Source organism: Pseudomonas sp. Z18(2022) (genome assembly GCF_036346535.1).
Classification (GTDB): domain Bacteria; phylum Pseudomonadota; class Gammaproteobacteria; order Pseudomonadales; family Pseudomonadaceae; genus Aquipseudomonas; species Aquipseudomonas yamanorum_A.
In genome coordinates, this window is record NZ_JAOTOA010000001.1 from 1,064,630 (window position 1) to 1,078,451 (window position 13,822).

At 61.9% G+C, this 13,822-nt stretch carries 13 protein-coding genes; 5 read left to right on the plus strand and 8 right to left on the minus strand.

Annotated features, from left to right (window positions below; genetic code table 11):
* Nucleotides 1–41 precede the first annotated feature (41 nt).
* Nucleotides 42–1,016, plus strand: coding sequence for a hypothetical protein (locus V3W39_RS04835; protein ID WP_330212276.1), 975 nt, complete (start codon nucleotides 42–44; stop codon nucleotides 1,014–1,016).
* Between the two features lie 16 nt (nucleotides 1,017–1,032).
* Here V3W39_RS04835 and V3W39_RS04840 read toward each other — a convergent pair whose 3' ends face one another.
* A complete protein-coding gene (locus V3W39_RS04840; protein WP_330212277.1) occupies nucleotides 1,033–2,493 on the minus strand; it encodes a DUF6538 domain-containing protein in 1,461 nt (486 codons plus the stop codon).
* A 279-nt stretch (nucleotides 2,494–2,772) separates the two neighbouring features.
* Here V3W39_RS04840 and V3W39_RS04845 point away from each other — a divergent pair, with 279 nt between their 5' ends.
* Both V3W39_RS04845 and V3W39_RS04850 read left to right on the plus strand, forming a co-directional pair.
* On the plus strand, nucleotides 2,773–3,618 hold the full coding sequence (locus V3W39_RS04845; protein ID WP_003210690.1) for an AAA family ATPase: 846 nt from the start codon (nucleotides 2,773–2,775) through the stop codon (nucleotides 3,616–3,618).
* 11 nt (nucleotides 3,619–3,629) lie between these two features.
* Entirely contained in the window at nucleotides 3,630–4,808 is a 1,179-nt protein-coding gene (locus V3W39_RS04850) for a vWA domain-containing protein (RefSeq protein ID WP_010176516.1), read from the plus strand.
* Between the two features lie 90 nt (nucleotides 4,809–4,898).
* Here the strand turns inward: V3W39_RS04850 and V3W39_RS04855 are convergent, their stop codons facing one another.
* The 4 genes from V3W39_RS04855 to V3W39_RS04870 form a co-directional block, all read right to left on the minus strand.
* The gene (locus tag V3W39_RS04855) at nucleotides 4,899–5,822 is read right to left on the minus strand and encodes a biotin-dependent carboxyltransferase family protein (protein WP_330212278.1); all 924 of its coding nucleotides are present in this window, start codon (nucleotides 5,820–5,822) and stop codon (nucleotides 4,899–4,901) included.
* On the minus strand, nucleotides 5,819–6,523 hold the full coding sequence (pxpB, locus tag V3W39_RS04860) for a 5-oxoprolinase subunit PxpB (protein WP_330212279.1): 705 nt from the start codon (nucleotides 6,521–6,523) through the stop codon (nucleotides 5,819–5,821). Before pxpB ends, V3W39_RS04855 begins: the two co-directional genes overlap by 4 nt.
* Nucleotides 6,520–7,263: a 5-oxoprolinase subunit PxpA gene (locus V3W39_RS04865; RefSeq protein WP_177121666.1), complete on the minus strand. Its 744-nt coding sequence runs from the start codon at nucleotides 7,261–7,263 to the stop codon at nucleotides 6,520–6,522. Before V3W39_RS04865 ends, pxpB begins: the two co-directional genes overlap by 4 nt.
* A 70-nt stretch (nucleotides 7,264–7,333) precedes the next feature.
* Nucleotides 7,334–8,620, minus strand: coding sequence for an MFS transporter (locus V3W39_RS04870; protein WP_177044921.1), 1,287 nt, complete (start codon nucleotides 8,618–8,620; stop codon nucleotides 7,334–7,336).
* Nucleotides 8,621–8,761: 141 nt separating this feature from the next.
* Here V3W39_RS04870 and V3W39_RS04875 point away from each other — a divergent pair, with 141 nt between their 5' ends.
* Entirely contained in the window at nucleotides 8,762–9,700 is a 939-nt protein-coding gene (locus V3W39_RS04875; protein WP_177044923.1) for a LysR family transcriptional regulator, read from the plus strand.
* 109 nt (nucleotides 9,701–9,809) lie between these two features.
* Here V3W39_RS04875 and V3W39_RS04880 read toward each other — a convergent pair whose 3' ends face one another.
* The 3 genes from V3W39_RS04880 to V3W39_RS04890 are packed head-to-tail and all read right to left on the minus strand — an operon-like array spanning nucleotide 9,810 to nucleotide 11,648.
* Nucleotides 9,810–10,352 carry a DUF2937 family protein gene (locus V3W39_RS04880; protein WP_003210684.1) on the minus strand — a complete coding sequence of 181 codons (543 nt, stop codon included), beginning with the start codon at nucleotides 10,350–10,352 and terminating at the stop codon, nucleotides 9,810–9,812.
* Nucleotides 10,353–10,363: 11 nt separating this feature from the next.
* Nucleotides 10,364–11,140 (minus strand): class II glutamine amidotransferase, encoded by a 777-nt coding sequence (locus V3W39_RS04885; RefSeq protein ID WP_010176522.1) that lies wholly within the window; start codon nucleotides 11,138–11,140, stop codon nucleotides 10,364–10,366.
* A 31-nt stretch (nucleotides 11,141–11,171) separates the two neighbouring features.
* Nucleotides 11,172–11,648, minus strand: a complete 477-nt coding sequence (locus V3W39_RS04890) for an MFS transporter (protein ID WP_256390340.1) — start codon at nucleotides 11,646–11,648, stop codon at nucleotides 11,172–11,174.
* Nucleotides 11,649–11,738: 90 nt separating this feature from the next.
* Here V3W39_RS04890 and V3W39_RS04895 point away from each other — a divergent pair, with 90 nt between their 5' ends.
* Entirely contained in the window at nucleotides 11,739–13,793 is a 2,055-nt protein-coding gene (locus V3W39_RS04895; protein WP_330212280.1) for a S9 family peptidase, read from the plus strand.
* Nucleotides 13,794–13,822: the final 29 nt, after the last annotated feature.

The following is a 13,822-nucleotide window of genomic DNA, read 5'->3' on the forward strand; positions in this document are numbered from 1 at the left end:
CAACCGGCTCCCAAACAATCCGTTCTATAGAGAGAGATTCCATGACTCATAAATTCGCTGCTGCCCGCAAATCCGCTAACGCCATCGCATTGTTCGATGCGCTCAAGGCTGCCGTCCCCTTTAATCTGGTCGAAGTCCCGGCCACTAAATACCCGACTGCCCCGGCCAACCTGCAAGAGCTGCGCAAAGGCATCACCACGATGACGGAGCTGTTCACCTCTGACGAACGTGCTGACTCCAAAAAGACCAGCCGCGACGATGTAGAACATGAGCTGATGGCGGTGATGACCACGCTGTCCAATCGCGGCTTTGCATTCGCGGACCTCCCGAACCTATTCGCCTTTGAGCAAGATCGTAACCAGCACCTCGACACCGTGACTCGATACACCCGAGCGGCCAACGCGAACACCGAGGCTCTGTCGGCCAAAGTGGCCGAATGGTTCTCTGACATCACCGCCGTCCTGTCCGTATCGAAGGTCGTAGGCGCTGAAGTAATGGCCGAGGCTGCCGCTGCCCCGAACAAGACCATGGCGGCGCTGGGTATCGACCTGCACGTTCGCGAGAAGCTGAACGCATCGGCCCAAGCTGGCGTTCCGGTAATGGCAGCAGGCCGTGGTCTGATGGTTCTCAAAGCTGCCAACATCGACGCCTTGTCCCTGGACCTGGGCGACGTTGAGCTGGCTGCCGCAATGGCCTTGCACAGCTACTTCCCGGATGCTATCGAGGGCGCGTCGATGCAGGAAGCTGGGCTGCGCTTCGGTTCGATTGTCCTGGGTGCCAATGCTGATGGCGTCGTGGCGTACCGCGAGGCGGTCCAATCGAACGCATCGGGCCTGCTGCCGCACACTGCCCTGGTGGCTGCTGATGGCAAAGCCCTGGCCGCGCTGCAATCGAAGATCGACGTTCGCCTGGGTGGCGTAGACCATGCCTTCACCGGCACCGTGGAGAACGGCGGCATGACTGTTGCGGAACGCCGTCTGCGTGACTTCGGCAAATCTGCTGTGACCACGTACTAAACCCTACCCCGCTTGCCTAATCGGCTTGTGGGGTATTTTGCTTGTCGAGCCGCTCCCGGACTCCGGCCAGCAGTTCCCTCTGTCGTGTGAGTGGAGCCGTTCCACCATAAACGCCAGTGTGTTTGTTCCCGGCCTGGGTGTGTCCAAGGATACCACCCACCTCTGCCTCACTCGCCCCTGCTGCCCTCAGCAAATCCGCTGCCGTGTGCCGTGCGCTGTACAGACTGAGCTGTCCCTTGAGGTTTGGTATCTTGAGCAAGGCCGCACTAACCGCACGACTCAACCGCGTAACGCGCTGCCGTCCTCTCTCCGCTGTGCTGCCATTACCAAAGCCTGATAGCACCAGATTGAATAGCGGAACGTCCTCCGCTGCCACAGGCAAATCCCTGCGACTGGCTGCGTTCTTGGCACCAGATAGGCCAGCCTGGAATACCTGCTCCCTGTTACCCACGATGTCCTCCCGCATGGTCAATGCCGCAGGACCTTCGCTCAACAGCTCCAGGGGCCGGACACCGTACCGGACAAGCAGACGCATGGCTGCCGCGTCTACTGCATCACCACGGGCGTCCAGGGCGGCCTGCACCTGGGCCACCACGGCTAACGGCATTGGGTCGCGGGCGTTCTTCTGGAGTGCACCACCTGCACGGATGGCCCTGGCTACTGCGCCCTGCTTCGGTAGGCTGATTCCATCCCATCCCGGCACCTCCCGCAATATCGTTATCAGCCCCGCCGCCTGGGTGTGGACTGACGACGCCTTGCCACCGCCATCTAGCTTGCCCTCGGCATAGGCCATGATCCGTTGCACCTGCTGCGCCGGGGTGCTGGGCCAGCGTAGAACGTCATTGCAGAGCTTGCGCATGATCCCCACACGGCCAGCGCTGACTCGCTCACAGTACCCGTCCAGGGCTTCCGCGAACTGCTGGGCGGAACGTCTATCGCCCTGCTGGCTGACCGGCTCCACAGGCGCTTCCACCGGGCCAGGAATGCCAGCGCCAAGGGTTGGTGGTTCACCGCGCTCCAGGGCTTCCAGCGCCCTCACAGCAGCCATAGATTCGAGTGGGTGAACGGCTTCCATCCCAGGCGGCGGCATCCCCTGCGCGGCCATTGTGTACGCCCGCTTCTGCCAATCCAGTTCGGTCTGCCAGTTCCGCGTTACCAGCTTCGCCCCTGGCGCCATGTCTGTAACAGCACGGAGTGTTACCCGCTCGACCACGGCCTGTAGGCTTGCCAGGACGGCGCGGGGATCAACCGGGACCGACGCTCTGCGCTCGGCTGGATCGTTCGCCACAGGCGCCAGGGCTTCGCTACAGATGCGGTCAAACTCTACTGACACCTGCCGGGCAAGGCGCAGGGCTTCTGTGCGGTCGGCGGTGCCTAGGGCTTTGCGGTATTCAGAGCGGCCCAGCAGTTCGGCAACTGGTAGTGGGAAGCGGCGGCGGTAGTGATAACGCCCCTCACGGCGGGACAAATAGGACATTCAGAATTCTCCGGGGCACGTGGTACGGTCATGTGGTGGTTTCGCGGGGCACATACAAGCGCTGAATACACCGCCATGTGTCACACGACCGAACCGCTGCAAGCCTTATTCTACCTGGCCTGCCGACGACTCGACAGTTTGAAAGTGTACCAACGAGTCAGAGACTGAATAGCCCGTCTGCGTTCACAGTCGCCGGGGCTGCGCGGTATAGTCGGGCAAAGCTGATTACTCGCCCGCTTCGGTGCTGCACCGTTCGGCGTCACGTTCGAGGATTGATAGATGAAGTTCGAAGGCACCCAGGCCTACGTTGCCACCGATGACCTGAAACTGGCCGTCAACGCCGCCATCACACTGGAGCGGCCACTGCTGGTCAAGGGTGAACCGGGCACCGGCAAGACCATGCTCGCCGAACAACTGGCCGAGTCCTTTGGTGCCAAGCTGATCACCTGGCACATCAAGTCCACCACCAAGGCCCACCAGGGCCTCTACGAGTACGACGCGGTGAGCCGCCTGCGGGACTCGCAACTGGGCGTGGACAAGGTGCATGACGTTCGCAACTACCTGAAAAAGGGCAAGCTCTGGGAGGCTTTCGAGTCCGAGGAGCGGGTGATTCTGCTGATCGACGAAATCGACAAGGCCGACATCGAATTCCCCAACGACCTGCTGCAGGAACTCGACAAGATGGAGTTCTACGTCTACGAAATCGACGAGACCATCAAGGCCAAGAAACGCCCGATCATCATCATTACCTCCAACAACGAAAAAGAGCTGCCGGACGCCTTCCTGCGCCGCTGCTTCTTCCACTACATCGCCTTCCCGGACCGCACCACCCTGCAAAAGATCGTCGACGTGCACTACCCGGACATCAAGAAAGACCTGGTCAGCGAAGCCCTCGACGTGTTCTTCGACGTGCGCAAGGTACCGGGCCTGAAGAAAAAACCGTCCACCTCCGAACTGGTGGACTGGCTCAAACTGCTGATGGCCGACAACATCGGCGAAGCGGTGCTGCGCGAGCGTGACCCCACCAAGGCCATCCCGCCCCTGGCCGGTGCCTTGGTGAAAAACGAGCAAGACGTGCAGTTGCTGGAACGCCTGGCGTTCATGAGCCGTCGCGGTAACCGATAAGGGCGATTGCCATGCTGCTCAATCTGTTCAATGAAATGCGTGCAGCCAAGGTGCCGGTCTCGGTGCGTGAGCTGCTGGACCTGATCAACGCGCTGAAACAGCGCGTGACCTTCGCCGACATGGACGAGTTCTACTACCTGGCCCGGGCGATCCTGGTGAAGGACGAACGGCATTTCGACAAGTTCGACCGGGCCTTTGGCGCCTATTTCAATGGCCTGGAAAAACTCGACGATCACCTGCAGGCGCTGATCCCCGAAGACTGGCTGCGCAAGGAGTTCGAGCGTTCGCTGACCGACGAAGAGCGCGCGCAGATCCAGTCCCTTGGCGGCCTCGACAAGCTGATCGAAGAATTCAAGAAACGCCTGGAAGAACAGAAAGAACGCCACGCCGGCGGCAACAAGTGGATCGGCACCGGCGGCACCAGCCCGTTCGGTTCCGGCGGTTTCAACCCCGAGGGCATTCGCGTGGGTGACGCCGGCAAGCGCCAGGGCAAGGCGGTCAAGGTCTGGGACCAGCGCGAGTACAAGAACCTCGATGACTCGGTGGAACTGGGCACGCGCAATATCAAGATCGCCCTGCGCCGCCTGCGCAAGTTCGCGCGCCAGGGTGCGGCCGAAGAGCTGGACATCGACGGCACCATCGACCACACGGCCCGGGATGCCGGGTTGCTGAATATCCAGATGCGCCCGGAGCGGCGCAACACCATCAAGCTGCTGTTGCTGTTCGACATCGGCGGTTCGATGGATGCGCACGTGAAGACCTGCGAAGAGCTGTTCTCCGCGTGCAAGACCGAGTTCAAGCACCTGGAGTACTTCTACTTCCACAACTTCATTTATGAATCGGTGTGGAAGAACAACATGCGCCGCACCTCCGAGCGCACATCGACCCAGGACTTGCTGCACAAGTACGGCGCCGACTACAAAGTGATCTTTATCGGCGATGCGGCCATGGCGCCGTATGAAATCACCCAGGCTGGCGGCAGCGTCGAGCACTGGAATGAAGAGCCCGGGTACGTGTGGATGCAGCGGTTCATGGAGAAGTACAAAAAGCTGATCTGGATTAATCCGTATCCGAAAGATACCTGGGGCTACACGGCCTCCACCGGGATTGTTCGGGATTTGATCGAGGACCAGATGTTTCCGTTGACGTTGCGGGGGCTTGAGGAAGGGATGCGCTTTCTTTCCAAATAGGCGGAGCACTCACCGACGTCATCGCAGGCAAGCCAGCTCCCACAGGGAAATGCATTCCAAACTGTGGGAGCTGGCTTGCCTGCGATGCTTTCAGCGGTTCATAAAGCGGCGCAAATACTCCACTTGCTGTCGATGCGCCGTCTCCTGCACCACCGGCGCCAAACGCACTTTCTCCCCCGGTAAACACTGCGCCAGCCGCGCCAGTGCCAATGGCGTCAACGCGCCCAATCGCGGGTAACCTCCGATGGTCTGCCGGTCATTGAGCAACACGATCGGCTGCCCGTCCGGCGGCACCTGGATCGCCCCCAGCGGGATGCCTTCCGAGATCAGTGATGGCCCCTGATACTCCAGCGGCGTGCCCAGCAAGCGCATGCCCATGCGGTCGGCGCGGCTGTCGAGGGTCCATTCGCTGTTGAACACATCAAACAGGCTCTGCCCGCCAAACTGGCCGATCTGCGCGCCGAGGATCACCTCCAGTGGCGCCTTCGTGTCCAGTTTCGGCAACTGCCCGGTGGACAACTCCCGCATTGCACCGCCCGTGCCTGAATACATCAGCTGCGCACCTTCAGCCAGCGCCCGGCCAAAACCATCCAGCCCGCCCAGCTCCTCACGGCCCACCGTGGCGCAACTGCCCAGCACCTGAGGCGCATCAAACCCGCCCGGCGCAGCCAGGTAAGCCCGCGCACCGCTGAAGGGCTGGGTAAAACGCAGACGCTGGCCTTTTTGCAGAATAAAGCTGCGCCCCGGGCTGATCGCTCTTTCATCGACATAAGCGCCCAAGTCCGCCCCGGCCAGTGCCAGCAGGCAGTAATCCTCGGCCTGCACCGTGAAGCCACCCAGGGTGATTTCCACCACCGGTGCATTCAGGCCGTTACCCAGCAACCAGTTGGCCCACGACATCGACACCCAATCCAGCGCGCCGCCCTGGGTGACGCCCAAATGCCTTACGCCAAAGCGTCCAGCGTCCTGCAACAGGCACAACGGTGTGCTGGCCTCGATCAGCAAGCGGCTCATACCTGTGCCTCCAACGGCGTGTCATCACCGCCCAGGTTGATGAATTCACGATGGCTGACCGCTTCGTAACGTACGGTGTCCCCCGGTTGCATCAGGCTGTAGCCCTCGCGCTCGCGGTCAAACAGCTTGGCCGGCGTGCGGCCGATCAGGTTCCAGCCACCCGGCGACACCACCGGATAGGCCGCTGTCTGCCGTTCGGCGATCCCCACGCTGCCCGCTGCCACTCGCTTGCGCGGGGTACTGAGCCGAGGCGCCGCGAGCAATTCGTCCACCAGGCCCATAAAGGCAAACCCCGGGGCAAAGCCCAAGGCGAAAACCTGGTACTCGTGCTGACTGTGGCGACGAATCACCTCCTCCACCGCCAACCCACTGCGCTGGGCGAGTAATGTCAGTTCGGGGCCGACACTCAGGTCATACCAGACCGGTAACACATGGCACTGCCCGCTACCCTTGGGTTCTGGCTGCAATTCTTTGAGCGCCTGATTGATCAGCTCCCGCGCCTGGCCTGGGTCGAGCGCCAGCAGGTCGTAGTGCACCATCAGGGTCGTGTAGGACGGCACCAGGTCCACCAGTGCCGGGCCAAAACTCTCCCGCAAACGCCGGGTGGCGGCGAGCATCCAGGGCATGTTGTCTTCGGCGATCACCTCAAACAGGCGCACCATCAGGCAGTCGATGGCCACCACTTCAATCCGTGGCTTCATGCTGGGGTCAACGCCTCGCGGATGCGCTGCACGGCGGCCACCGAACTGGCGTTATCGCCATGCACGCACAAGGTATTGGCTTGCAGGTGCAACGGGCTGCCATCACTGGCGACCAGCTGTTCACCGCGGGCGATGATCAAGGCCTGCTGGATGATCTTTTCCGGATCGTGGTGCACCGCGCCCGGCAACTGCCGGGAGACCAGATGGCCAGCGCTGTCATAGGCCCGGTCGGCGAAGGCTTCGAACCACAGGGTCACGCCATATTCGTCACCCAGGGCCTGGGCGGCGCTGTTGTCGCGCGTGGCCATCAGCATCAAGGGCAGGCTGGCGTCGTAGGCCGCCACGGCCTGGATCACCGCGCGCAATTGCGCGGGCTTGGCCATCATGTCGTTGTACATCGCGCCATGGGGTTTGACGTAGCTGACCCGCCCGCCCTGGGCCCGGCAGATGCCGTCAAGGGCGCCGATCTGGTAGTGCAACAGGTCCTGGATTTCCTGCGGGGTGTAGGCCATGGAACGGCGCCCGAAACCCTGCAGGTCCTGGTACGCCGGGTGCGCCCCCACCTGCACGCCATGCTGGAAGGCCAGGCTGACGGTCTTGCGCATGATGCTCGGGTCGCCGGCGTGGAAGCCGCAGGCAACGTTGGCGCAATCAATGAACGGCATCACCTCGGCGTCCAGACCCAAGGTCCAGTTGCCAAAGCTTTCGCCGATGTCGCAGTTCAATAGCAGGCGGCTCACGGTGAGGGCTCCTGTAGTCTTTATATTTTTCTAGTGTGGGACCTTTCTTCAGGATCCCGCAACGTTCAGGTTACTGTGCTTCCAGCTGCTTGCCACGGGTTTCCGGCAGGCTCAGCGCCGCCAGGATCACCACGCCGTAGGACACCGCCGCAAACCCGCCAATGCCCATGCTCAGCGGCACCTTCTGGCTCAGCAGGCCAATCAGCAGCGGGAAAAACGCCGCGAGTGCCCGGCCGATGTTGTAGCAGAAGCCCTGGCCGGAACCGCGAATCCGCGTGGGGAACAGCTCGGTGAGAAACGCGCCCATGCCGCTGAAAATCCCCGAGGCAAAGAAGCCCAGCGGGAAGCCCAGCCACAGCATGACTTGGTTGCTGACCTGCAATTGGGTGTAGAGCACAACGATGATGAACGAGCCGACGGCGAATAAAATAAAGTTCTTTTTTCGCCCGAGCAGGTCGGTCATGTAGGCACTGATCACGTAACCGACGTAGGAACCCACGATCACCATCGCCAGATAACCGCCGGTACCGAGGACGCTCAGGCCCCGTTCGTTTTTCAGAAAAGTCGGCAACCAGGAGGTGATGGCGTAATACCCGCCCAGCGCGCCGGTGGTCAACAACGAAGCGCGAATCGTCGTGCTGAGCATGCCGGGGGCAAAAATCTCGTAGAACTTCGCCGGGTTGCTCGGCGCTTCCTTGGCCTTGGCTTCGCGATAAATCTCCGGGTCCTTGACCAGCCGACGCACAAAAATCACGAAGATCGCCGGCAGCAGGCCCAACATGAACAGCGCACGCCAGGCGTCTTCGGGTGGCAACCAGGAGTAGAGCAATGCGTAGAGAATCGCCGTGATGCCCCAGCCCAGCGCCCAGCCGGATTGCACCATGCCCACCGCCTTGCCGCGGTCCTTGGCGCGAATCACCTCGCCCATCAGCACTGCGCCGGCGGTCCATTCACCGCCAAACCCAAAGCCCATCAGGGTACGGGCCACCAGCAACTGGTCGTAGCTTTGCGCCAGGCCACACAGGAAGGTGAAGACCGCAAACCACAGCACCGTCAATTGCAGGGTGAGCACGCGGCCAATACGGTCCGACAGGATGCCGGCGATCCAGCCGCCCAGCGCCGAGGCGATCAGGGTGCTGGTGTGGATCAAGCCTGCCTGGCCAGTGGTAATGCCCCACATCGCAATCAGCGTGGGGACCACAAAGCTCAGCATCTGGGTGTCCATGCCATCCAGGCCGTAGCCGATCTTGCAGCTCCAGAACGTACGACGCTCCTGCTGGTTGATATTGCGGTACCAGTCAAAAGGTCCGGCGCGGCGTTCGGGCTTGGCCACCTCCAGGGTATCGGGCGCACTCATGGCGGATCTCCACGTGAATATTATTGGTATTGTTCTGGGCCCCTACGACGCTTATCGTGAGACGGGCCGATTTTTGGCGTGCGACCCCTGCTGCGTCCAACTAATAAAAACCGCCCCAATGCATAAGAAAAAGTTGATCCCATGAATTTGAAGTTCCTTGAAACCTTCGTCTGGGTGGCCAAGCTCAAGAGCTTTCGCCTCACCGCCGAAAAGCTCTTCACCACCCAGGCGTCGATTTCCAGCCGCATCGCGGTGCTGGAAAGTGAACTGGGGGTGAAACTGTTCCTGCGCGATTCCCGCGGCGTGAGCCTGACGCCGGAAGGCGTGAAGGTGCTCGATTACGCCGAGCAGATGATGGCCACCATGCAAGGGCTGAAGCAGTCCCTGGAAACCACCAGCAGCCAGGTCGGACGGATCCGCATCGGTGCAATGGACACGGTGATCCATACCTGGCTCAGCCCGCTGGTGACCGAGCTGATGGAGCGCTTTCCGCGGGTGGAGATCGAACTGGTGGCCGACACCTCGTTCAACCTCATCGATCAGCTGCAAAAAGGCTTTCTGGACCTGATCCTGCAAACCGACCTGCTGCGCCAGGAAACCCTGCGCAGCCTGGAACTGGGCAGCCACCCCATGGGCTGGATCGTCGCCAGCGATTCGATCCACAACCGCGACTACGCCTCCCTCGCCGAACTGGCCCAGGAGCGCATCATCACCTACTCGAAAAACTCTTGCCCGCACCAGGACGTGCTCAGCCTGATGCAGGCCAACGGCGTGGCCGCGCCCCGGATGAACTGCGTGAATTCGGTGTCGGCGATCACCCGCTTGCTGCGCGACGGGTTCGGGATTGGCGCATTGCCACCGGTGCTGGTCAGGGAAGAATTGGCGCGGGGCGAGATGACCTTGCTGGCCATGGAGCAACGCCCGCCGAACCTGCAGGTGGTGGTGTCGTGGCGGGTCGGGGTGGAGTTGGTGGAGGAGATTGTGGCGCTGTGCCAGATCGTGGTGGGGCGGTATGCGCAGAAAGTGGGCGAGGATTTGATGGTGCTGAGCAAGCCCATTCCACTGAAGGAACCGATTTAAAACTGTGGGAGCGGGATTATGTGGGAGCCGGGCTTGCCCGCGATGCAGTCAACTCGGTCTGTCAGTTACACCGAGGTGATGCTATCGCAGGCAAGCCAGCTCCCACATTTTAAAGTCCTTTGAGGTCGCGCTCTTCGATCGGCCGGCTCTGGCGCAGGCGCTTGCCGCCCAATACCACCCAGTCGATCAGGCGGAACAGGCATTCGATGCCAAACGACAACAGCATCGCCCCGCCCAAGCCCCACCCCATGGCTTCCGGAGTCAGCAACAGCATGTAGCTGTAGCCGTTCCAGGTTTCCTGGCGAATCGCCGGGTCGGCGGCCACGGCCACTTGCAGCGCGCGGATGTACCACGGGCCCTGCATCGCCTGGAACTGTTTATCCAGCGCTACCTGACGGTCAAGCAAAGTGCCCAGGCTGTTGGCATCACTGCGAAACACCGGGTCGTCACTGGCGCGGTAATGGGCCACCAGCGCCTGCAAGTCACCGTTGAAGAACTGCTGCGCCGTGGCGTCGAAGCCGCGCAAACCGGTCTGGGCCTCGATCAAATGGGCTTCGACGCGCTTGGCGTAGTCGCTGATAAACCCCGGCACCTGCACACCCACTAAGAGGCCCACAGCAAACAGCACCAGTCGCAAATAGCTGAGCAACATATTCGGCGTCCTTACTCGGTTGTACCTTGGGACACGCATTCGCCGCGTCGCCACAGGCTCCACTGGCCCGGTTCGTAGCGGGTCCAGGTCTCGTTTTCGGTCAGGGGTTCGGTGGCAATCACCGTCACCACATCATTTGGCGTGGTTTCGGCCTGAAAATCGACGATCACGTCGACATCTTTCAAGCGCGCAGGGCCAAACGGCGCGCGCCGGGTGATCTGCGCCAGTTTGGTCGAGCAATAGCAGAACAGCCAGTCGCCGTCGCTCAGCAGGCAGTTGAACACGCCTTTGCTGCGGTATTCGCTGCAGGCCGCAATCAGGTCCGGCAGCACCTGTTCGATGTCCACCGGCTCCGGGAAGGCTTCACGCACGCGGTTGAGCAAATCGCAGAACGCCGCTTCGCTGTCTGTATCGCCCACCGGGCGGTAGAAGGTGGCGCGGGGATTGAAGTCCGCCAGTTGGCCGTTATGGGCAAAACACCAGTTGCGGCCCCACAGTTCACGCACGAACGGGTGGGTATTGGACAGGCACACCTTGCCCACATTGGCCTGGCGGATATGGCCGATCACCACTTCACTCTTGATGGGATAACGCTGCACCAGCAGCGCGACTTCCGATTCGCTGCTGGCCGCCGGGTCCTGGAACAAACGCAGGCCGCGGCCCTCGTAGAAGGCGATGCCCCAACCGTCGCGGTGGGGGCCGGTACGTCCGCCGCGCTGCATCAGCCCGGTAAAGCTGAACACGATATCGGTCGGTACGTTGGCACTCATGCCCAATAATTCACACATGCCAGGCTTCTCGATTGCTGAGCGTACGACGTTAAAGGCGCGGTTCGACCCGCATGCCGCCGACAGGTGCCGGACGACCATAGCGTTCATCGGCGAAGGGTTCGTCGTCTTCCGGCTCTGCCGCTGCAGCCGCGGCGGCTGCCGCTTTGTGCTCACGGCGAGCCTTGGCGGCACGTTCGAGGGGCCAGCGGATCAGCACAAACACCAGGTACACACCGAATGCGATCATGGAATACATGAACAAATCGGAAATCGCCCGCCAGGCGTTGTTGCCGACCTTGAGCACCAGGTCCAGGGCGGTGATGGCCACGGCCGGGGCAAACTGGGTCTTCACCGGGTCGACAATGGTCGGACTGAACAGCAGCACCGCCATCAGCAGCCGCAACGGCTCGCGCAGCCAGCGCCACATCCAGCGGGTCATGGCAAACCACACCAACAGGCAACCCAGGGCTGCGAAGGCGTAGAGGCCCCAAGCGATCAGATAGTCGTTCTCGGTCATGGTGTCCATGGCAAGGTAGGCAAACAGGCCGCTATGATAACGGCTTTTCAGTGCCGAGGCTGCAATGCCGTCGGCCAACCGCCAGACAGAGAGTGATCCATGCCCCCATCGACCCACATCACTGCCGCCCCGATCGCCCGCAAGGCCCCGGGCACCGACCCGTACGCCTGGCTGCAAGAGCGCGACAGCACCGAGGTGCTCGATTACCTCAAGGCGGAAAATGCCTGGCAAGAAGCAGAATTGTCCGACCAGCAGGCCCTGCGCGAAACCCTGTTCGAGGAGATCAAGGGCCGCATCCTCGAAACCGACCTGTCCCTGCCCTCCCCCTGGGGCCCGTACCTGTATTACACCCGCACCACCGCCGGCGACGAGTACGCCCGCCATTACCGCTGCCCGCGCCCGGCCGATGACAGCCAACAGGTCGACGAAAGCACGGAAGAGTTGCTGCTGGACCCGAACGAACTGGCCAACGGCGGCTTTTTCTCCCTCGGCGCGTTCAGCATCAGCCCCGACCACCAGCGCCTGGCCTACAGCCTGGACACCAGCGGTGAAGAGATTTACACCCTCTACGTGAAGGAATTGGCCACCGGCAAGGTCAGCGAACTGGAGTTCGAAGACTGCGACGGCAGCATGACCTGGGCCAACGACAGCTTGACCCTGTTCTTCAGCGAACTGGACGACACCCACCGCCCGCACAAGCTGTATCGCTATCGCCTGGACGGCACCGCCGCCGAAGAAGTGTTCCACGAGCCCGACGGTCGTTTCTTCCTGCACTGCTACCGCTCAAGCTCCGAGCGCCAGTTGCTGCTGGCCCTGGGCAGCAAGACCACCAGCGAGATCTGGGCGCTGGACGCCGAGCAGCCGCAGCAGGCGTTTACCTGCATGGCGCCACGGGTCGAAGGCCATGAATATGACGTGGACCACGGCAAGCTGGACGACCAGTGGACCTGGTTTATCCGCAGCAACCGCGAAGGCATCAACTTCGCGCTGTTCCAGGCCGCCGACACCGGCAGCGTGCCGACCCAGGACGACTGGCAGAACCTGATCCCCCACGACGACGCGGTGATGCTCGATGGCGTGAGCCTCAATGCCCGAGCCATGACCCTGAGCTTGCGCATCGGCGGCCTGCCGATCATCGAAGTGCACCCGCAAGGCCAAGCGCCTTATCGGGTGGAACTCCCGGACGCGGCCTACAGCCTCTATGTGCAAAACAGCCTGGAATTTGTCAGCGACAAGATTCGCCTGCGCTATGAAGCGCTGAACCGCCCGGCCCAGGTCCGTCAACTGGAGCTGGCCAGCGGCGCACAACAGGTGCTCAAGGAAACCCCGGTGCTGGGGGTGTTCAACGCCGACGACTACGTCAGCCAGCGGTTGTGGGCGACCTCGGCCGATGGCACCCAGGTGCCGATCAGCCTGGTGGTCCGCCGCGACCAGTTGGGCAAGCCGACCCCGCTTTACCTGTACGGCTACGGCGCCTATGGCCATAGCCTCGACCCGTGGTTCTCCCACGCGCGCCTGAGTTTGCTGGACCGTGGCGTGGCCTTCGCCATTGCCCATGTCCGCGGCGGCGGCGAGCTGGGTGAAGCCTGGTACCGCGCCGGCAAGCAGGAGCACAAGCAAAACACCTTCAGCGATTTTATCGCCTGCGCCGAACACCTGATCGCCCAGGGCCTGACCACCTCCAAGCAACTGGCCATCAGCGGCGGCAGCGCCGGCGGCCTGTTGATCGGCGCGGTGCTCAATCAACGCCCGGAGCTGTTCCAGGCGGCGATTGCCGAAGTGCCGTTCGTCGACGTGCTCAACACCATGCTCGACCCGGAGCTGCCGCTGACCATCACCGAGTACGACGAATGGGGCAACCCTGAAGAGCCCGAGGTGTATGAGCGAATCAAGGCCTATGCACCGTACGAAAACGTCAGCGCCCAGGCCTACCCGGCCACGCTGGTGATCGCCGGCTACAACGACAGCCGCGTGCAGTATTGGGAAGCGGCCAAGTGGGTGGCCAAGCTGCGAGACACCAAGACCGACGAAAACCTGCTGCTGCTCAAGACCGAGCTGGGCGCCGGTCATGGCGGCATGAGTGGTCGTTACCAGGGATTACGTGACGTAGCACTCGAATATGCATTTGTTTTCAAGGCGCTGGGGCTGATTTAAGGAACTCCGCTCGGCGGGCGGGTCTGAAC

Coding starts and splice junctions, on each gene's coding strand:
- V3W39_RS04835 (WP_330212276.1), top strand. CDS start 42: ATGACTCATAAATTCGCTGCTGCCCGCAAATCCGCTAACGCCATCGCA.
- V3W39_RS04840 (WP_330212277.1), bottom strand. CDS start 2,493: ATGTCCTATTTGTCCCGCCGTGAGGGGCGTTATCACTACCGCCGCCGC.
- V3W39_RS04845 (WP_003210690.1), top strand. CDS start 2,773: ATGAAGTTCGAAGGCACCCAGGCCTACGTTGCCACCGATGACCTGAAA.
- V3W39_RS04850 (WP_010176516.1), top strand. CDS start 3,630: ATGCTGCTCAATCTGTTCAATGAAATGCGTGCAGCCAAGGTGCCGGTC.
- V3W39_RS04855 (WP_330212278.1), bottom strand. CDS start 5,822: ATGAGCCGCTTGCTGATCGAGGCCAGCACACCGTTGTGCCTGTTGCAG.
- pxpB (WP_330212279.1), bottom strand. CDS start 6,523: ATGAAGCCACGGATTGAAGTGGTGGCCATCGACTGCCTGATGGTGCGC.
- V3W39_RS04870 (WP_177044921.1), bottom strand. CDS start 8,620: ATGAGTGCGCCCGATACCCTGGAGGTGGCCAAGCCCGAACGCCGCGCC.
- V3W39_RS04875 (WP_177044923.1), top strand. CDS start 8,762: ATGAATTTGAAGTTCCTTGAAACCTTCGTCTGGGTGGCCAAGCTCAAG.
- V3W39_RS04880 (WP_003210684.1), bottom strand. CDS start 10,352: ATGTTGCTCAGCTATTTGCGACTGGTGCTGTTTGCTGTGGGCCTCTTA.
- V3W39_RS04885 (WP_010176522.1), bottom strand. CDS start 11,140: ATGTGTGAATTATTGGGCATGAGTGCCAACGTACCGACCGATATCGTG.
- V3W39_RS04890 (WP_256390340.1), bottom strand. CDS start 11,648: ATGGACACCATGACCGAGAACGACTATCTGATCGCTTGGGGCCTCTAC.
- V3W39_RS04895 (WP_330212280.1), top strand. CDS start 11,739: ATGCCCCCATCGACCCACATCACTGCCGCCCCGATCGCCCGCAAGGCC.